The sequence below is a fragment of the Pseudomonas spelaei genome (genome assembly GCF_009724245.1).
Classification (GTDB): domain Bacteria; phylum Pseudomonadota; class Gammaproteobacteria; order Pseudomonadales; family Pseudomonadaceae; genus Aquipseudomonas; species Aquipseudomonas spelaei.
Window position 1 is genome coordinate 45,945 of sequence record NZ_WNNK01000011.1, and the last position, 19,763, is coordinate 65,707.

A 19,763-nucleotide genomic window follows, 5' to 3' on the forward strand; every position below is an offset into this window, starting at 1 on the left:
GCTTTAGCGAGGCTGCGATAGCGGCGGGTCAGGCACCCTCAATGTTGGCTGTGCCGACGTCATCGCAGCCTCGCTAAAGCTCGACAACTCCCACAGTTGATCTTCACTGCCCCGAGCTGGATGTTTCAACCATATTTGGCTGCGTGCTCAAAGGCCTTGAAAGGGCTGGTTGTAAAGGCGAGAAAAACGAGGCTGCAATAGCAGCCTCGTTATCATCGGGCTGAAAGAATAAACCGCTCGATCGCTTCTGCCGCGCCGTCCTCGACATTACTGCCGGTGACCACCGTGGCTTGCTGCTTGACCGCTTCTTCGGCCTGGCCCATGGCTATCGATAACCCGGCCACATGAAACATGGCGGGGTCATTGCCGCCATCACCGATGGCCGCTGTCTGCGCCAACGGGACACCCAGGTGAGCCGCCAGGGTTTTCAGAGCCTCGCCCTTGTTGGCTTTCATCGCCGTCACGTCCAGGAACACCGGCTGTGAACGGGAGACCTGGGCCAGCCCTTCGACCTTGGGCAACAGCTGCGCTTCCAACTCGATCAGCAGTTGAGTGTTGGTACTGGCGGCGACGATCTTGTTAACCCGGTCCAGATACGGCTCGAAACGCTCGACCACAATCGGCCCATAACCCAAACCGTGCTCCTCACGAACCGCCATCGGCCCGCCAGGTTCCCGGCGCAGCCAGTCACCGTCGGCAAACAGCCAGACTTCAACGTCAGGCTGTTCAGAGAACAAGGCCAGGGCAATCAGCGCGGCCTCGGCCGGCAGGTGATGGGAAACCAACACACTGCCGTCGGGATTGACCAGCGTACCGCCATTAAAGCCCGCTATCGGTACATCGACGCCCAACGCCTCAGCCTGCTGCAACATGGCCCTGGGCGGACGCCCGCTGGCCAGGCTGAAAAACACCCCGGCCTCGCGCAGTGCGCGGACCGTATCAATGGTGTATTGACTGAGGCTGTGATCCGGGTGCAGCAACGTGCCGTCCATGTCACTCAGGACAAACCGGATGGGATGACTCGGCGCGTCACTCATCCGAGGCTGTGCCAGGTGCGGCCATCACGGGCCAGCAACTCATCGGCCGCCGCCGGGCCATCCTCACCCGCTTTGTAAGCCTGGATACCGTCATCCAGCTTCCAGGCATCCAGGAATGGCTGCACCGCTCGCCAGCCGTTCTCGATGTTGTCCGCGCGCTGGAACAGGGTCTGGTCTCCGGTCATGCAGTCGTAGATCAGGGTCTCGTAACCCGTCGACGGCTGCATCTCGAAGAAGTCCTTGTAGGCAAAGCCCAGCTCGATGTTGGCCATGTCCAGGGTCGGCCCGGGCTTTTTCGCCAGCAGGTCGAACCACATGCCTTCGTTGGGCTGGATCTGGATCTTCAAGTACGTGGCCTTCAGCTCATCAACCTCAGTGTCGCGGAACTGTGCATAAGGCGCCGGCTTGAAACAGATAACGATCTCGGTATCGCGAATGCTCATGCGCTTGCCGGTGCGCAGGTAGAACGGCACACCCACCCAACGCCAATTGTCGATCATCACCTTGAGGGCGACGAAGGTCTCCGTGCTGCTATCAGGGGCGACGTTCGCCTCTTCGCGGTAACCGGGCAGTGGCTTGTCGCCGACCATGCCAGCGGTGTACTGGCCGCGAACTGAATTCGCCCGAGCGTCTTCCAGGGACCAAGGGCGTATCGCACCAATCACCTTGGCCTTCTCCCCACGCACCGCATCGGCACCAAAGGCGGCCGGCGGTTCCATGGCGACCATCGCCAGTAACTGGAACAGGTGATTGGGCACCATGTCCCGCAACGTGCCGGTATGTTCGAAGAAACTGCCACGGGTTTCCACGCCAACGGTTTCGGCGGCGGTGATTTGCACATGGTCGATGTAATGGTTGTTCCAGAACGCCTCGAACAGCACGTTGGAAAAACGGCTGATCAGGATGTTCTGGACCGTTTCCTTGCCCAGGTAATGGTCGATGCGATAGATCTGCTTTTCGCTCATGACCTTGAGCAGGCAGGCGTTCAACGCCTCGGCAGTGGCCAGGTCGGAGCCGAACGGTTTTTCAATCACCACCCTGCGGAAAGCCTCGGGGGTTTCTTCCAGCAGCCCTGCACGCCCCAGGCGCTGCACCACTTCACTGAAGAAGCGTGGTGCAGTGGCCAGGTAGAACACCGCGTTGCCGGTGCCGCTGGCGGCGATTTTCGCCGCCAGGTCGCTGTAGGTGCTGTCGTCGAGGAAGTCGCCCTGGACGTAGCTGATACCCTTGGCCAACTGGGCCCACAACTCGGGGTCCAAGGCGTTTTCGGCATTGCCCTTGACCTTGCTGGCGGCCTCGGTGCGAATGAAGTCTTCGAGTTTTTTGGCGAAGTCGGCGTCGCTGATGGCGTTGTGATCAACGCCCACAATACGCAAACCATCACCCAGCAAGCCATCGCGGTTGAGGTTGTACAGCGCCGGCATCAGCAGGCGCTTGACCAGGTCACCATGGGCGCCAAACAGAAACAGTGTGGTCGGTGGAGCGGGTTCGGCCTTGGGTTTCTTGCCGTTGGCGGTCATTTTTTGGAAGTCTCCACATGGCCGCCAAAGCCGAAACGCATGGCGGACAGCATCTTGTCACCGTAGGTGCTCTGCTGACGGGAACGGAAGCGCGCGAACAGCGAGTTGGACAGTACCGGGACCGGCACCGATTGCTCCATCGCCGCTTCGATGGTCCAGCGCCCTTCGCCACTGTCGGCAACGGAGCCGGAATAACCGTCAAGCTTGGGATCGACAGCCAACGCATCGGCGGTCAGGTCCAGCAACCAGGAGGAAACTACGCTGCCGCGACGCCAGACTTCGGCGATGTCTGCCACGTTGAGGTCAAAACGCTGGTCTACCGGCAGGTTTTCCGAGGACTTGGTCTTGAGGATGTCAAAGCCTTCGGCGAAGGCCTGCATCATCCCGTACTCGATACCATTGTGGATCATCTTGACGAAGTGCCCGGAACCGGCAGGGCCGGCGTGGATATAGCCACGCTCGGCACGGTCGTCGGTGGAAGTCCGGTCCTTGGTGCGCGGGATGTTGCCCAGGCCCGGCGCCAGGCTTTCGAAGATCGGGTCCAGTCGTTTGACCGTCTCGGCATCACCGCCGATCATCATGCAGTAACCGCGTTCCAGGCCCCAGACGCCGCCGGAGGTACCGACGTCGATGTAATGCAGACCCTTTTCCGACAGGGTTTTGGCCCGACGGATGTCATCCTTATAGAAAGTGTTGCCACCATCGATGATCACATCACCGTCTTCAAGCAGTTGGCTCAGGGTTTCAATGGTGTCTTCAGTCGGTGCGCCTGCCGGCAGCATGACCCAGACAGCCCGTGGCTTTTGCAGCCCGGCGACCAGCGCAGGCAAATCGGCAACGCCAGTGGCGCCCTCTTCGCTCAGGCCTTTGACGAACGCCTCATTGCGGTCGTAGACCACGGTGGTATGCCCATTGAGCATCAGGCGCCGCGCAATATTGCCGCCCATGCGGCCTAGTCCGATAATCCCCAGTTGCATGTGCTGATGCTCCTACTACTCATAAATACAAAAAAATGTGTGACATAGTTTATAGCGCAATGAGGCTAATGAGGGTTAGTCCAGAGCGGATTGGCATAGTTTCATGACAAATAGTGGCCATTCTTTCGCCTCTACTGCGGCAAAAGTCACAGCGACCATGAAAAATAAAAAAGTTCCATTGAGTAAAAAAAGAAATCAGAATTGGCGCCGACTGTTGCTCGACGCTTCCCGTAAGTGTCCGAGCACCGCGATGCACTGGCCATTTGCGAGGTAAGCAATGAGCGCAACACAGATGACACGCCCGCCCCAAACCCTCTACGTCACTATTCGTCGCGATGAACTGCGCCAACTGAAAGATGAGCGCGATCAACTGCAACAAGAAGTCCTGCGCCTGCGCGCCTCTGTAGCCGCCGCTGAGGCACGAGGCTGCGAAAGGGTACACAGCGCGCCCTAAACGCCCCTGCAGATCGTAGCCAGCGCAATTGTGTCAGATTTAACTCACAAAGTTTTCACACGCTTTTCTCGATAATCCCGCGCTAAAGGGGCGCCGCCATGCGCGGAAGCCCTCCTGCCATGCACCTATTCGTGTGCGGCAATGGTGAAAAATGAACGGGTGGAGCGCTGGATGGCGATGTTTAAACGCAGCACTACGTCTGCGAAAGGGTTCGATTGGTCCGGTCTTGGCTGGATGTTCCTGTTTTTCTGGTACTTCTCGGGTATTACCCAACTACTGATCCAACTGACCGGCACTTCCGGCTTCAGCGGTTTCCGCCAGGCGTTCTTCATGAGTGCGCTGTGGCTGGCACCCATGTTGTTGTTCCCACGGCGTGCGCGGCTGATTGCAGCACTGATCGGCGTAGTGCTGTGGGCCTGCTCCATGGCCAGCCTGGGTTACTTCTTCATTTACCAGCAGGAATTCTCCCAGAGCGTCATCTTCATCATGTTCGAGTCGAACATCTCTGAAGCGGGCGAATACGCGACCCAATACTTCGCCTGGTGGATCGTCCTGGCCTTCCTCGCCCACACCGCGATGGCGATTTTCCTGTGGACCCGGGTGCACCCGGTCTACCTGCCACGGGGTCAGGCCATGCTGGCCGCCGCAGCCATCGTGATTGCCATCATTGGCTACCCGCTGGTCAAGCAGATCGCCAGGACCGACTCCATGGAACTGGCCATCGACCGTTTCGAAACCCGGATCGAGCCGGCAGTGCCATGGCAGATGATCGTTGCCTACCGCCGCTACACCGAGCAACTGGACAACATGCAAGGCATGCTGGACAGCGTCAGCAAGATTCCACCGCTGACCAACCTCAAAGACAGCATGGCCGGCCAACCGTCGACCCTGGTACTGGTCATCGGCGAGTCCACCAACCGCCAGCGTATGAGCCTGTACGGTTACCCGCGCAACACCACGCCGGAGCTGGACAAGTTGCGCGACCAACTGGCGGTGTTCGATAACGTCATCACCCCGCGCCCCTACACCATCGAGGCACTGCAACAGGTACTGACCTTCGCCGACGAAGAGAGCCCGGACCTGTACCTCAAGACACCGTCCCTGGTCAGTGTGATGAAGCAGGCCGGCTACAAGACTTTCTGGATCACCAACCAGCAGACCATGACCAAGCGCAACACCATGCTCACGACCTTCTCCGAACAGGCCGACGAGCAGGTGTACCTGAACAACAACCGCAACCAGAACGCCCGCCAGTACGACGGCGACGTGCTGGAGCCGTTTGCCAAGGCCATGGCCGACACTGCCGAGCGCAAGTTCATCGTCGTGCACCTGCTGGGCACTCACATGAGCTACCAGTATCGCTATCCGCCGACCTTCGACAAATTCACCGATCGCCAGGGCGTGCCGGCCGGTGTCAGCGACGATCAGTTGCCGACCTACAACAGCTACGACAATGCGGTGCTGTACAACGACTTCGTGGTCGCAAGCCTGATCAAGGACTACGCCAAGACCGACCCCAACGGCTTCTTGCTGTACCTCTCCGACCACGGTGAAGACGTCTACGACTCTGCGGGCCACAACACTCTGGGCCGCAACGAAGGCAAGCCAACGGCGCCGATGTACACCATTCCGTTCATGGCCTGGGCTTCGCCGAAGTGGCGCGAAAGCCATGACTGGAATTTTGCCGGTGACTTGCAGCGCCCCTACAAGAGCTCGCAGCTGATTCATACCTGGGCCGACATGGCAGGCATCACGTTTGATGAGCTGGACCACAGCAAGAGCCTGATCAGCGACAGCTTCAAGGCCCGGCCGCTGATGATTGGTGATCCTTACGCCCGCCAGCAAAAGCCCTTGATTGATTTCAGCCTGTTGGCACCGAAGAAACCTGACCCGGCCAACGTCGTCGTCAAGTAGCCCACACTCACGGGTTTCACCTGCGCAATGCGGTGAAACCCGATGTCTTTTACACGCGAAGATAATAATAATTCTCGTTTAAAGCTAAAGATCCCCGCCTCCCTTCGTCTTTGAGCCAATGGCATTTTTTCAAAGACGACAAGGAGTTCGCTGCGATGTTCGCGCCCATCACTCGTTCCATGACCCTGACCGTAGGCCTGCTGAGCCTGGCCATGAGCCCGGACTTGCTGGCTGAAACCGAGGTTCGGCAAGAAGCCGAAGAACCTGCAACAACCCTGGAACTGGCCAGTACCAACATCACCGCCGACAGCCTCGGCTCCAACACCGAAGACACCGGTTCCTACACCACCGGCGCCATGAGCACCGCGACGCGGCTCAACCTGTCGATCAAGGAAACCCCGCAGTCCGTCTCGGTGATCACCCGCCAGCAAATGGACGACTTCAAGCTGGGCACGTTGACCGAGGTGATGAACCAGACCACGGGCGTGGTGGTACAGCGCACGGACTCCGAACGCTTCAACTTCTATTCTCGCGGCTACAGCATCCAGAACTTCCAGATCGACGGGATGCTCAACACGTTCTCCGGTTTGAAGTCGGACTCCGACACGATCATCTATGACCGTATCGAAGTGGTACGTGGCGCAACAGGCCTGACCACGGGCGCTGGCGACCCGTCGGGCACCATCAATATGGTGCGCAAACGCCCTACCCATGAATGGACGAGCAAGGTCGGCGTCAGCGCTGGCAGCTATGACAATTACTACAGTTACCTCGACGTCGGAGGCCCATTGGGCTTCGATGGACGTTTGCGCGGGCGCACGGTGCTGGCCTACCGCGACAGCCAATCGTTCCGCGATCGCTATGCCGTTGAACGCAAGGTCGGCTACGGCATTCTCGAAGCGGACCTGACTGACGACACAGTACTGGCGGTGGGTTACGACTATCAGGACAAACAGGCCGAGGGCGCGACCTGGGGCAGCCTGCCCTATTGGAACTCTTCGGGGGGCAAGGCCAATCTGCCACGCCACAACAACATCACCCAATCCTGGAGCAATTGGCCGCTGACCGACCGTACAACCTTCGCTACGCTGGACCAGAGACTGGCCAACGATTGGCATCTCAAGGCCGCCTACACCCATCGGGAGAGTGAAACCGACGGCAAGGTTTACTACGGTGGCCGCGGCTACCCGAATGCCGATCGCAGCGGGATCATTGCCTATCGCAGCCATTGGGCCGGCGAAGACAAGATGGATGCAGTGGACTTCAATATCGCAGGCCCCTATTCACTATTGGGTCGCGAGCATGAAGCCATGATCGGTTATGGCCAGGCCCGTCATCGCGACAACGAGCCCTACATCATTGACGGCGGCGTACCGGGTGACTACGACAAGATTGCCGACTGGAAGCACCCGATCAAGGTTCCCGAGTTTGCGGATGAAACCACCGACCTGGATGCCAATAACAGCAGCACCTATCAAAAAGCCGGCTACGTGGCGACACGCCTGAGCCTGAGCGACGACTGGCATGCGGTGCTGGGTAGCCGTTACGGCAGTTGGAAGACCAGCAGCTCGACTTACAAATACGATGGCAATCGCCGAATGATCTCCAGCCAAACCAGCCGCCAGACCCATAACGACGTCTGGACGCCCTACGCCGGGCTGCTTTACGACATCAATCAGGACTTCACGGCGTACGTCAGCTACACCGACATCTTCAAACCGCAGACGCAAAAGGACGTAGGCGACAAGTACCTTGAGCCGATTGTCGGCAAGAACTACGAACTGGGCCTTAAGGGTAGCCTGTTCAATGACCGTCTCAACCTGTCCAGCGCAGTCTTCTGGACAAGCCAGGACAACGTGGCAGAAGTCGACGACTCCGTACCACCTGGCCCCAAGGGCGAGGCTTACTACAAGTCCGGCGGCAAGGGCAACAAGGTGCAAGGGTTTGAGTTGGAGGCCGCAGGCGAAGTGTTGCCCGACTGGAACCTGACGGCAGGCTACACCTACACCCATTCGGTCAATGGGGAAAAGCAGCGCAACAACACCCAGCAGCCGCTGAACTTGCTCCGAGCGTCCACCACCTATCGCCTGCCGGGCGCCTGGAAAGCCCTGACGGTCGGTGCAGGACTGAGTTGGCAGAGCGACATCTATGGCTTTGGTAACCGTCCGGTCGGACGTGACGCCACTGGGAAAATCATCACCCAGAGGACCGAGATCCACCAAGAAGCCTACGGCCTGGTCAACCTCATGTCCCGCTACGAGTTCGACAAAAATCTTTCTGCGTCGCTGAACGTCAACAACCTGTTCGACAAAAAATACTACAACAACGTCGGCTTCTATAACGGCGTCTACTGGGGCGACCCGCGCACCGTGGCCCTGAGCCTGGACTGGAAGCTCTAAATCACCTTGTCGATCACCGGGCCCGAAGTTAACGAAATCGTTAACTTCGGGCCACCGTCACGTTAACTCCCACTTAATACAATTGACCCACACTTCGCCCATGACGCTGATCACGGACGAGGCAGACACCAATCACACTTAATGGGAACACACACGATGAAACTCTCGACTTTGATGCTTGCTGGCCTGATGACCTTAACTTCCGCTGCCGCTTTTGCAGAAGGTGGTTCTGAACGTTCGAAGGAGTTCTACAATAACTTCACGTTCATGCAGGAAAAAAATCACGGCACTACCGAACAGACTGCCTCCGCACAGGCCAAGAAAGTCAATTCGGACGTCGTCGAGAAAAATGACACCATGCAACAACCCAACAGCTGATTTCCCGCAACACCCTGCGCTATTGCGCTCCGATAGCGAAGGTTAACTTGGCGCCCATCAATGGGCGCTTTTTTTATGCCTGCTTTTTTCAATAAGCTTTCGGCAACATTACAAATAAGCCATTCATCACCTTAAATAGCTGTTCGGTATTAATATCCCGTTAATGATCAGGGCACCTTGGGGATTAGCGAAGAAACATTCAGAATGAATTATCGCGGCCTTTCATCCCCTTTTCCTTGTAGGACCAAATGCCGTGTGAAATCACGCCACGCACCTTAGCGACCGATCGTCGCACCCCCACAAAAACCCCGCATTAGAGGCCTTTATCGCTTGACCCTATAGCTACTTCAAGGTCTAGAATTTTCCTACTTTCGGGACTACATACTTCGTAAATTTTATTATTTCTTCATGTTTTAGAGGTGAACTTTCATGCGTATTCTTGTCGTCGAGGACGAGCCAAAAACAGCCGACTATTTACATCAGGGCCTGACTGAAAGTGGCTATGTCGTCGACTGTGCCGCCAACGGCGTAGATGCACTGCATCTGACGGATCAACAACCCTATGAACTGGTACTTCTTGACGTCAATCTTCCGACAAAAGATGGCTGGCAAGTCCTTGAAGAACTACGCCAGAACACCACGACCCGTGTGATGATGCTAACCGCTCGTGGTCGACTGGCAGATAAAATCAAGGGCCTGGATATGGGCGCCGATGACTATTTGGTCAAGCCCTTTGAGTTCCCCGAACTGCTGGCACGCGTCCGTACCCTGTTGCGCCGTAGTGAGCATATTCCCTTGCCGGAGGTATTCCGAGTGGCTGATCTTGAACTTGATCCGCGCCGGCACCGAGCTTATCGCGGTACACGACGCATTGATTTAACCACCAAGGAGTTTGCACTTCTGCAAGTACTGATGCGCCAGAGTGGCGAAGTAATGACCCGCACCCAGATTATTTCACTCGTATGGGACATGAACTTTGATTGCGACACCAATGTGGTTGAAGTTTCAATCAGCCGCTTGCGGGCCAAGATTGACGACCTGAGCGACGTCAAGCTGATCCACACCATCCGCGGCGTCGGTTATGTGCTGGAGGTCCGTCAGTGAAGTCCTCCAGCCTGTCGATGCGCCTTGGGCTGACGGTCAGCCTGATGGGCGCAGGCCTGGTGTTGTTGTTGGCAACCCTCGCCTACCTGGCGCTCAGCCATGAGCTGGAAAACCTGGCGCGCAAGGGCCTGGAAAGCAAGATGGAGCAACTGCAGCACAGCCTGACCCAAGACCTGAAGTCCAGCGACATCGCCGCCGCCCCTCATTCAGTGCTGGACCTGGTGATGGGGCATGACAATTTTTACCTGACCATCACTGGCACCGACCCCACTGCCGCCCCGCTACTCAGTGTCGGTGCCCGGTCGCAAGTGCCGTTGCTGACTGACTTTACCGACAGAGAAAGCCTCGGCTACCTGAACTGGACCGACAGCACCGGCAATCAGATCCTCAGCGCTTCCAGCCTGATGCGCTTGCGCAACGGCGAGAACGTGCGAGTGCTGTTGTCCCTGGATCGCTCCGATGATCAGGCCCTGCTTAGTGCCTACCTGCGCTCCACGGTGATTGCCCTGCCCTTGCTGCTGATGTTGATCGGCATCGGCGCTTGGTGGGTAGTGCAACGCGGCCTGGCACCGTTGCAACAATTCAGTCGCATTGCGGCCAAAGTCACCACCCAGGACCTGACTCATCGCTTGTCCGTGGACAACCTGCCCAGGGAGCTCGGCGAACTGGCCCAGGGCATCAACTTCATGCTGCATCGCCTGGATGGCGGCGTGCAGCAGCTGTCGCAGTTCTCCGACGACCTGGCCCATGAACTGCGCTCGCCCATCACCAACCTGATGGGCAAGGCCCAGGTAACGTTGTCCCGGGAGCGGCCGCCTGCGGAATACAAAGCTGTACTGGAGTCGAGCACCGAAGAGCTGGAGCGTTTGACACGGATCGTCAGCGACATGTTGTTTCTCGCCCAGGTCAGTCACCCGGCGGCGCGAGTGGCCTTTGAACAAGTATCCCTGGAGCAGGAGGCACGACGGGTCATGGATCTGTTTGCCTTGAGTGCCGAGGACAAGCACCTGACCCTGAGCCTCTCCGGCGAGGGCTCGGTGCATGGAGATCGGTTGATGATCCAGCGGGCGATCTCCAACCTGCTGTCCAACGCCATCCGCCATAGCCCTCGGGCAGCGAGCATTTCATTGTTGGTAGAAAACCATGCCGACAACGTGTCGCTGTCAGTGGGTAATCCCGGTGCAGGGATTGCTGCGCAACACTTGCCGCACTTGTTCGAACGCTTCTACCGCGTCGACAGCAGCCGTACCCGGGCGGAAGGCGGGACAGGCCTGGGGCTGGCTATTGTGCGCTCGATCATGAACTTGCATCAGGGCCAGACTGAAGTCAGCAGCCTGCAAGGCAGCTATACCCTGTTCCGGTTAGTGTTTCCCAACCCTGCCCCCCTATAGCGCCTTGCTCCAGAACAACATACGCCCATAGGCGGGATCGAAGATCGAATCGTCGAAACCGAACTTGCGGTATGACGCCTGAGCCACCTCATTGCCTTCAAGCACTTCCAGGGTGATCTTGCAGCAGCCACGCTGACGGGCGATTTCCTCGACCTTTTGCAGCATTTTCTGACTCAGCCCCAGGCCGCGGAATTTGTCCATGACCACCACGTCGTGGACATTGACCAGTGGCCGACAGGCGAAGGTCGAGAAGCCTTCGAAACAGTTGATCAGCCCAGCCGGTTCTCCGTTGACAAACGCCAGCACACTGAACGCATGAGGGCGCTTGGCCAACTCGTCAGGCAGTTGCAGCAGACGGTCGGCGGGCAGCTCGTGACCACCACCCATTGCATCTTGTGCGTAATGATTGAGCAACAGGCCAAGGGCCTCGGCGTGTACAGGATTGCTGTAGCTGGCTTGCAGCACCAGTATGTCTGCGGCGTCCATTTCCTTCCTCGATAACGACTGAACGGGGACTACGTTCCCCTCAAAGGGGTCGATTGTAAGCGGGGAGCGCGCGTTAGATGAAGGAGATTAACTACATCCATCTGCGTGAAAGCACGAATTTGCCCCATAGGGAGGTCCGTGTTCTGCCCGCTACTGCGTATTTTCGGACACAGGAGCGGCAAAACGCTGCAACTGCATTTCCTGCAAACGGCTCAAGGTCCGGCGAAACGGGAACTCCAGATAGCCCTCGGTATAGAGGCTTTCCAGCGCCACCTTGGCCTCGATATACAGCGGCACCTTGCGGTCGTAGCACTCGTCCACCAGGGCGATGAAACGCCGGACACTGTCGTCATGCACCGACAACTCGGGCAGCTCCCGATCACCGGCATCCACACGCTGCGCGGCGTCCTCGGTGCCACGGGCGATCCGCCCCGGGCGCTTTTGTGCACTAAGGTTGGGAACATCTCCCAGCAATATCACCTTGAAGCGATCGCACAGCAGCATGAAGTCCATGGCAGCCAAGGGTTGTTCACACAGATCACAGTAGCGGCACCACAGCACCGTATCGCTGGACTGCACCGCAACGACGGAGCGATAACCAACGGCGACCGGGGCACTGCTGACCGCCTGCCCATTGCTCAGTTGCCTGAACACCTCGGCCAGCGCCTCGGGCTGATCGACCCAGTAACGCTGCACGCCGACGCCAGGGTGCAGGCGATGATCCTCTCCCCCGTCCACAGCCACCACTTGCATATGCCGCTTGATTGCCTCGATACCCGGCAGGAACCGGTCACGGTTGAAACCATCGGCATACAACTGGTCCGGCGGCTGATTGGACGTGCAAACCATCACCACCCCTTCCTCGAACATCACCTGAAACAGCCGGCCAAGGATGATGGCGTCGCCGATGTCGTTGACGAACAATTCGTCAAAACACAACACCCGCACTTCCTGGCTCAGCTCTCGGGCCAGGGCCTGCAATGGGTCGTGGGTACCCGTCAACTGGAACGAGCGCTGATGCACCCAACCCATGAAGTGGTGAAAATGTTGGCGCCGTGCCGGCACTCGCAGGGTTTCGTAGAACTGATCCATCAACCAGGTCTTGCCACGACCAACCGGCCCCCACAGGTACACCCCGGTGATCGGCGTGCGGCCCTGGTGCAAGGCTTCGTGACACTGTTGAAGGGCTTGCACCGCCCGCCATTGGGCGTCATCGGCGATGAAGCCGTCCTGGGCGATGGCATGCTGGTAGGCGGCAAGTGGCGAGTCGAAAGTCATGCGAGGCAGTATGCCATGACCTAGCGCTCCTGTAGCCGCTGTCGAGGTACGAGGCTGCGATGGGCAGCGTAGCGGCCCCAGGACGGCGGTTCTGCGGACACGCATCGCAGCCTCGTACCTCGACAGCGGCTACACCGGTTACAGGGAAATATCCAGCCGCGAAATCTTCCCGGCCTCATTCAGCCGAAAGGTGTAGCGCAACTCCAGGGGGCTGCCCGGAAAGCTGCCGGTTATCAGGTTGCTGACCAGTACCTTGCCGGTACGGTGCTGGACGTTCAGTACCTCGACCTTCGGCTGGTAACGACGCCCCGTGTCTTCCATCCAGCGGGCAATGGCTACCGTACCAGCCTGGTGCTCACCTTCATCGAACACATTGGCATCTTCGGCGAAACAGTGAGTCACAGCCGAGGTGTCTCTGGCATTGGCCGCCGCGATGTAAGCCACAATCGCCGGGGCCAGTTCAGGGGTGGGTTGGGACATGCTGACAACTCCTTGTTGGTGATTTCCAGAGTCATCCTAAGGCAGTGTTGTGTCAGTTCTTGTCAGGAGTGAAAGGCCCGGATTCGTTCTGCTCCATCAACTTGCGCCAGGCCCGCAGCCAGTCACTGCGCCGCCCCGGATAACGCTCGCCCTGGGCAGTCGCGGCGGCAATCCGGTCGGTACGGAAGGTACGATAGGCCTCGCGCAATTCGCACCAGGCCACGATCACCCGCGCCTCATTGAGAAAACCAAGGGCCAGGGGCCAGATCAGGCGTTGGCTGGGGGTCTGGCTGGCGTCGGCATAATCGATATGCAACTTGGCCTGGCTGCGAATGGCATCACGGAACACATTCAGTGGCACTCGGTTTTCCGGGTAGCCATACCCTCGCGGGCCCGGTAACAGCGTGGGGTTACGTAAGGCTTCCTGGGCGGCGGGGTCCAATACTGCGGCGATTTTCGCCAACGCATTGGCAGCGGCGTGACTCAACACGTCATCGCCCCGCTGATCGACATAGCGCAAACCCAGGACGATGGCTTCGGTCTCGTCGGCATTGAGCATCAACGGTGGCAGGAACAGCCCGCTACGCAGCACATAGCCGACCCCCGCCTCACCGAAGATCGGTGCGCCGAGTGCGGTTAATTCAGCGATATCCCGGTAAAGCGTACGCTCGGAAACCTCCAGCTCAGCCGCCAGGATGGCTGCAGTCACCGGACGTTTCTTGCCCCGCAAGACTTGTAACAAGGTCAGTAGACGACTGGTACGCGACACGGTCATCACGCTCGAGAAGAAAAGTGAGCGCAGCTTAGCAGAGGGCCCTGTCAGAAAGTGTCAGGAGCAAGGTCGCCCCGCGCTACAGCAGGCGGTTTCACTCAAACCATTCGCGACGCTCATCAAAGGTGCGCACGATCAAGTCGACAATCACCTGCACTGCTTCCGATACTTCGAGCTGGGCATTCAGTGCCACCCAGACTTGCCGTTGCATGGGTGCATCGAACAGACCGGGCAACGGCGTCAGGGTCCGATCAAACCGACTCATATAGGCGGGTAACAAACCAATGCAGGCACTGCTCCGGATCATCTCCAGCATCAGCTCGTAGGTATGCGCATGCACCACCCCGGCCTCGCGCCGGTCGATCTGCGCATTCCAGGGCGCAAACACCTTGACCTGCCGCTCAGGCTGCCACTGCACCAACAGATAGTCAGCCAGCCCCTCCAAGTGTTCCGGACGAGCAATGGTTCGGGAATAGCGCTTGGCCATATGCGGCAGGTAATCAAGGCTGGCCAAATGTTGAGGTTCGCGAATCGCAAAGCCCGGGCTGGTGGATACCACGCCGGAGTCCGACAGCCATAACACCACGTCGGCATTGGCCGCTTGCAACGACTGTTGGTTGTTGTCCACGGCGATCACTTCAAGCCGTACGCTGGCATCGCGCCGCAACAAAGCAATGAGGTCACGGCTCAAAATGTCATGCAGGATCGGTGCGGCAATCGCGAGGCGCACCAACGGCTGGCTGACCACCTGCGTGGTGCGTTGTGGCACCAGAGCCATCAACTGCGCCTGTAATTGCAGGCCTTCACGACTGAGGGCCAGCGTACTGCCCTGATAGGAGAACAGCGTCCGTCCCACCGTTTCTTCCAGTTGCGCCAGTTGCCGACGTAAAAGGGGCGCGCGGATATTCAGGTGGCGTGCCGCCTGCTTGAAGCAGCCGCAACGCGCACTGACCAGAAAATATTCGGCCACTCGGGGCTCAACCGTGGCTGCCAGGCTCGTCCATGAACGAGGATGACTCGCAAGCGGAATACGAGCCGGCCCCTCGACGCTCGGGATTTGAAACATTGCCATCAATGACTTCCTGTCGTTGGCCTGGGATAGAGCGAGGGCGATTACACCCTCACTCCAGTCGGTCTATCAAGCGTGCGTCGACTCCGTGTCCGGCGCCACGGCCTCACCCGCCCCGGCCTGCTCCTGCAACTGCGCGGCCCTCTGACTGTAATCGCGCAGGTAGACAATGAACTCCTGCAGCAACCGATCCCACAACTCCAGGCTACCGCGCAAATGGTCAAGGGTAATACCCGCTGCCAGCACATCCATCTCCATCACAAGGAACTCGCCCTGGACCGACAGACGAGCGAAACGTCGCGAGGCATTCCAGAACTCCGCTAACCCGGCCGGCAACTCGCCCTGAATACGCAACGCACAGCTGAAGGTGAAATCAACGTAATGGCCGGCTTCCGTGCCAGGGTTGCCAAAGCGCAACGCATAACCAATACCCTGGCTGGCGCTGAGCAGTTGTACGACAGAATTCTGTTCGGAACGGTTGACCCGTAGACCAGCCCCTTGCAGGACTTCGGTCAGGCTGTCGGCGGAAACACTGGTGATCAATGCTGGGGAGGTCATCGTGAATGCTTTCCTTGTCATGGGCTGAACGATGGCCACCTTGAGGTTATCCCAAGGCGGACCTTCATAGGCTAGCCGGAATTTTCCAGTCTGCTCGACCGAGCTGAAAAATTGACAAGGTATAAGGAGAAACGGCCCGTTTCGTAAAAAACGGGCCGTTCGACGGGGACGTTAAGCGAGACTTTTGCTGACCACTTCAAACACATCGCTGGACAGCTCGCCGGAGGTGCGAATCCGCTCCAGTTCGGCCTTCATCAGTGCCTGACGGGCACTGTCGTATTTACGCCAGCGGGTCAGCGGCGCCAACTGCCGCGAGGCAATCTGCGGATTGAAGGCATTCAACTCGATCACCAGGTCCGCCAGGAAGCGATAGCCTGAACCATCTGCCGCGTGGAAGTTGATCAGGTTCTGTCCGGCAAATGCGCCCACCAGAGCCCGAACCTTGTTCGGGTTCTTGATATTGAACGCCGGGTGCTGCATCAGCGCCTTGACCCGCTCCAGTGCGCCCGGCAAACCGCTGCCGGCCTGAACGCTGAACCACTGATCCATGACCAGCGGGTTGTCCTTGAAGTTCTCGGCAAACACCGCCAGGGCGTTGGCCTTTTCAGCGTCGAACGGCGAGTTGACCAACACCGCCAGCGCCGTCAGGCGTTCGGTCATGTTGTCGCAAGCATCGAACTGTTCCAGGGTGGCTGCCAGTACTTCGGGCTTACCGCTGAGCATCAGGTACGACAAGGCGATGTTCTGCAACGCGCGTCGGGCGAAATGCTCGGCAGCCGCCACGTAAGGCGTTTTCCTGGACAGCTCGCGATTGGCCTGGTAACGCAGCCACAAACCCTCGAACAGGCTGTCGGCCAACTGCTTGCGGGCAAACTCACGGGCCGAGTGGATGGCGTCGACGTCAGCCACTTCGCTGATTTCAGCCAGGTAGGCTTCGCTCGGCAGTGACAGCATCTCGGCGACCATCGCCTGGTCCAGGCTTTCGTCGCTCAACACGCTACGCAGTGCACTGATCAGGCGTTGATCCAGCACCAGCGCCTTGCCCTGTTGATGTTGACCGATCAGCTCCTGCAACACCTGCACCGACAATTGCTGGCCGGCGTCCCAGCGATTGAAACCGTCGCTGTCGTGCTGCATGAGGAACATCAACTGATCGCGGCTGTAGGGGAAGCTCAGCTTCACCGGCGCCGAGAAGCCACGCAGCAGCGAAGGCAATGGCTGTTCGGCGATATCAACGAAGGTGAAAGTCTGTTCGGCTTCGGTCACCGAAATCACCCGAGACATAGCGCCCGCCTTTGCTTCACCCGCCAGGCGCAGGGCAATACCGGCGCCCTTGCGGTCCAACAGGCCCAGCTCCACCGGAATCACGAACGGCAGTTTTTCGACCTTGTCCGGGGTTTCCGGGCAGCTTTGACGGAAGGTCAGGCTGTAGGTTTTTGCCGCAGCATCGTAGGACTCGCTGACCGCCAACCGTGGCGTACCGGCCTGGCTGTACCAGCGCTTGAACTGGGTCAGGTCGGCGCCATTCGCGTCTTCCATGGCCTTGATGAAGTCATCACAGGTCACGGCCTGGCCGTCATGGCGTTCGAAGTACAGGTCACTGCCTTTACGGAAGCCTTCAGCGCCGAGCAAGGTATGGATCATGCCGACCACTTCCGAGCCCTTTTCGTACACCGTCAGGGTGTAGAAGTTGGAGATCTCGATAAAACTGTCCGGGCGCACGGCGTGGGCCATGGGGCCGGCGTCTTCGGCGAACTGGTGGGTGCGCAGGTAGGCCACATCCTGGATGCGCTTGACCGTGGCCGAGTTCATGTCGGCAGAGAAGCCCGAATCACGGAATACGGTGAAGCCTTCCTTGAGCGACAGCTGGAACCAGTCGCGGCAGGTCACGCGGTTGCCCGACCAGTTGTGGAAGTATTCGTGGGCAACGATCGCCTCGACGCGCTGGTGTGCGGCATCGGTGGCGGTTTCGGCACGAGCCAGCACGGCGCTCGAGTTGAAGATATTGAGGCCCTTGTTCTCCATTGCGCCCATGTTGAAGTCATTGACCGCGACGATCATGAAGATGTCCAGGTCGTACTCGCGGCCATAGACCTCTTCGTCCCAACGCATGGACTTCTTCAGGCTGGTCATGGCGTGCTGGCACTTGTCGATGTTTTCCGGCTCGACGTAAATGCGCAGCGCCACAGTGCGCTCGGTCATGGTGGTGAAGGTGTCTTCGACGCACCACAGGTCACCCGCTACCAGCGCAAACAGGTAAGCCGGCTTCATGAACGGATCTTCCCAGGTCGCCCAGTGCCGGCCGTCTTCGCCAGGGCCTGAGGAAATCGGGTTGCCGTTGGACAGCAGCACCGGGTAGCTGTGCTGCTCAGCGATCACCGTGGTGGTGAACTTGCTCATCACGTCCGGGCGGTCGAGGTAATAGGTGATCTTGCGGAAACCCTCGGCCTCGCACTGGGTGCAGAACATGCCACTGGATTTGTACAGGCCTTCCAGGGCGGTGTTGGTTTCCGGATGGATCTTGACGCTGGTGTCGAGTGTAAAGCTGTTGCTCGTCGGGTGCAGCGTCAGGTGGTTTTCGCTCAACTGGTAGTCAGCCGCTGTCAGCTCGCGGTCGGCCAGGCTGACCGACAGCAACTCCAACTGCTGGCCATCCAGCACCAGCGGCGGCAGGCCTGCGCCACGGGCCGGGTTGCGGCGCATCATCAGTTGCGCATGGACCAGGCTGTGGTCCTCGAACAACTCGAAGGTCAGGTGCGTCTCGTCGATCAGGTACTCGGGCGCCTGATAGTCCTTAAGGTAAATCATCTTCGGTTGTTCGGTGCGCATGCGTCGAATCCTTCTACTGATGCACGGCGAGCTGGTAGGCCGTGTATTTACGAATATTGATAACGCCGGTGTCGAAGATCAGGTATTGGCCCTTGATCCCCATCAGTGTGCCTTCGGCAATCGGGTTCTTGTCCAGGTTGAAGCTGACGATCTTGGTTGGATACTGCTCGATCGGGTAGCGGATTTCGAGCGGTTCGATATCGGTCACCGGCTGAATGGCCTGTAGGCCAAAGCGCTCTTGCAACCCAAGCAAGCCTTCGGCGCAGGAAGCAAACAGCTCATCGCGTACCTGTTTGAGATCCACCGCCTGAGCATCCCCCTTGAGCAATGCGCGCCAGTTGGTCTTGTCGGCCACCTGACTGCGGAACAGGTCTTCGACAAAGCCCGATTGCTGACGGGTAGACACCCGCATGATCGGCAATGCCTGGCTCGCCCCTTGGTCCAGCCAGCGGGTTGGCAACTGACTGGCGCGAGTGATACCGACCTTGATCCCCGACGAGTTGGCCAGGTAGACCACGTGATCGGTCATGCAGAACTTCTCGCCCCAGGCCGGATCGCGGCAGGTGCCGGCGTCGTAATGGCAGCGCTCGGGGCTCATGATGCACAAGTCACACTGGGCCAACTTGGTCATGCACGGGTAGCAATACCCTTGGCTGAAACTGGTCTTGGTCTTGCGGCCACAATGGGTGCAATGAATCGCACCCAGGTATTCCAGGCGCACGGTGGTGCCGATCAACGGGTTGACCGGCACCTCGGTCTCACCCAGGCGAAAGGCGTATTGAACGGTCGGCTCACCCAACTGCGCCGACATCTTGCTGACTGCACCACGGCCAATCTCAATCAATGGATGGCATCCGACTTGAACAGGATGTTCGGCACCGGTGCCGACTTGGAGGCACACTCCTGTGGGCCCATGTAGCCGGTGCGCTGGTCTTCCGGCAGGTTCTGCAGTTCCCAGGCGATCACCGCTTGCAGGGACAGTTCACGCTGCTCGGCGGTGAGCTTGCGGCCATCGGACCACTTGCCGATTTCCACGGCGAGCTTGAGGCTCTCGTAGATGTCAGGGGTGATGTTTTCGATCATTTCAGCAAAAGAGGACATAAGGCTCTTCCTTAAC

At 58.7% G+C, this 19,763-nt stretch carries 18 protein-coding genes; 6 read left to right on the forward strand and 12 right to left on the reverse strand.

Annotated elements, in window-relative coordinates; translation table 11 throughout:
• Positions 1–212: 212 nt before the first annotated feature.
• Genes GNF76_RS14510 through gnd form a run of 3 tightly spaced genes read right to left on the reverse strand, consistent with a single transcriptional unit; the run spans position 213 to position 3,534 of the window.
• Positions 213–1,037, reverse strand: a complete 825-nt coding sequence (locus GNF76_RS14510) for an HAD family hydrolase (protein WP_155583840.1) — start codon at positions 1,035–1,037, stop codon at positions 213–215.
• A complete protein-coding gene (gene zwf, locus GNF76_RS14515) occupies positions 1,034–2,557 on the reverse strand; it encodes a glucose-6-phosphate dehydrogenase (protein ID WP_155583841.1) in 1,524 nt (507 codons plus the stop codon). Before zwf ends, GNF76_RS14510 begins: the two co-directional genes overlap by 4 nt.
• On the reverse strand, positions 2,554–3,534 hold the full coding sequence (gene gnd / locus GNF76_RS14520; RefSeq protein ID WP_155583842.1) for a phosphogluconate dehydrogenase (NAD(+)-dependent, decarboxylating): 981 nt from the start codon (positions 3,532–3,534) through the stop codon (positions 2,554–2,556). Before gnd ends, zwf begins: the two co-directional genes overlap by 4 nt.
• Before the next feature lie 292 nt (positions 3,535–3,826).
• Between gnd and GNF76_RS29320 the strand changes: the two genes are divergently transcribed.
• The 6 genes from GNF76_RS29320 to GNF76_RS14545 all read left to right on the forward strand — a co-directional run bounded on the left by GNF76_RS29320 (position 3,827) and on the right by GNF76_RS14545 (position 11,174).
• Complete coding sequence (locus GNF76_RS29320; protein WP_178123340.1) at positions 3,827–3,988, forward strand: DUF6026 family protein; 162 nt, start codon at positions 3,827–3,829, stop codon at positions 3,986–3,988.
• A 171-nt stretch (positions 3,989–4,159) separates the two neighbouring features.
• The gene (locus tag GNF76_RS14525) at positions 4,160–5,902 is read left to right on the forward strand and encodes a phosphoethanolamine transferase CptA (RefSeq protein ID WP_155583843.1); all 1,743 of its coding nucleotides are present in this window, start codon (positions 4,160–4,162) and stop codon (positions 5,900–5,902) included.
• Between the two features lie 155 nt (positions 5,903–6,057).
• Positions 6,058–8,301, forward strand: coding sequence for a TonB-dependent siderophore receptor (locus tag GNF76_RS14530; RefSeq protein ID WP_155583844.1), 2,244 nt, complete (start codon positions 6,058–6,060; stop codon positions 8,299–8,301).
• Between the two features lie 156 nt (positions 8,302–8,457).
• A complete protein-coding gene (locus GNF76_RS14535) occupies positions 8,458–8,679 on the forward strand; it encodes a hypothetical protein (protein WP_155583845.1) in 222 nt (73 codons plus the stop codon).
• A 429-nt stretch (positions 8,680–9,108) separates the two neighbouring features.
• Positions 9,109–9,783 carry a heavy metal response regulator transcription factor gene (locus GNF76_RS14540; protein ID WP_155583846.1) on the forward strand — a complete coding sequence of 225 codons (675 nt, stop codon included), beginning with the start codon at positions 9,109–9,111 and terminating at the stop codon, positions 9,781–9,783.
• Complete coding sequence (locus GNF76_RS14545; protein WP_178123341.1) at positions 9,780–11,174, forward strand: heavy metal sensor histidine kinase; 1,395 nt, start codon at positions 9,780–9,782, stop codon at positions 11,172–11,174. The genes GNF76_RS14540 and GNF76_RS14545 overlap by 4 nt, the downstream gene beginning before the upstream one ends.
• Here the strand turns inward: GNF76_RS14545 and GNF76_RS14550 are convergent.
• The 9 genes from GNF76_RS14550 to GNF76_RS14590 all read right to left on the reverse strand — a co-directional run bounded on the left by GNF76_RS14550 (position 11,169) and on the right by GNF76_RS14590 (position 19,747).
• Positions 11,169–11,660, reverse strand: coding sequence for a GNAT family N-acetyltransferase (locus GNF76_RS14550; protein WP_155583847.1), 492 nt, complete (start codon positions 11,658–11,660; stop codon positions 11,169–11,171). The genes GNF76_RS14545 and GNF76_RS14550 overlap by 6 nt on opposite strands.
• Before the next feature lie 150 nt (positions 11,661–11,810).
• On the reverse strand, positions 11,811–12,938 hold the full coding sequence (zapE, locus tag GNF76_RS14555; protein ID WP_155583848.1) for a cell division protein ZapE: 1,128 nt from the start codon (positions 12,936–12,938) through the stop codon (positions 11,811–11,813).
• Between the two features lie 138 nt (positions 12,939–13,076).
• Complete coding sequence (locus tag GNF76_RS14560) at positions 13,077–13,418, reverse strand: nuclear transport factor 2 family protein (RefSeq protein WP_155583849.1); 342 nt, start codon at positions 13,416–13,418, stop codon at positions 13,077–13,079.
• 52 nt (positions 13,419–13,470) lie between these two features.
• Positions 13,471–14,187 (reverse strand): HTH domain-containing protein, encoded by a 717-nt coding sequence (locus GNF76_RS14565; RefSeq protein WP_178123342.1) that lies wholly within the window; start codon positions 14,185–14,187, stop codon positions 13,471–13,473.
• Positions 14,188–14,284: 97 nt separating this feature from the next.
• Entirely contained in the window at positions 14,285–15,262 is a 978-nt protein-coding gene (locus GNF76_RS14570) for a LysR family transcriptional regulator (protein WP_155583851.1), read from the reverse strand.
• A 66-nt stretch (positions 15,263–15,328) separates the two neighbouring features.
• The gene (locus GNF76_RS14575) at positions 15,329–15,817 is read right to left on the reverse strand and encodes a YbjN domain-containing protein (RefSeq protein WP_155583852.1); all 489 of its coding nucleotides are present in this window, start codon (positions 15,815–15,817) and stop codon (positions 15,329–15,331) included.
• A 171-nt stretch (positions 15,818–15,988) separates the two neighbouring features.
• Positions 15,989–18,646, reverse strand: a complete 2,658-nt coding sequence (gene pepN / locus GNF76_RS14580) for an aminopeptidase N (protein WP_155583853.1) — start codon at positions 18,644–18,646, stop codon at positions 15,989–15,991.
• A 13-nt stretch (positions 18,647–18,659) separates the two neighbouring features.
• Entirely contained in the window at positions 18,660–19,490 is an 831-nt protein-coding gene (locus tag GNF76_RS14585) for a DUF2797 domain-containing protein (RefSeq protein WP_155583854.1), read from the reverse strand.
• Positions 19,487–19,747, reverse strand: a complete 261-nt coding sequence (locus tag GNF76_RS14590; protein ID WP_124367263.1) for a YeaC family protein — start codon at positions 19,745–19,747, stop codon at positions 19,487–19,489. Before GNF76_RS14590 ends, GNF76_RS14585 begins: the two co-directional genes overlap by 4 nt.
• Positions 19,748–19,763: the final 16 nt, after the last annotated feature.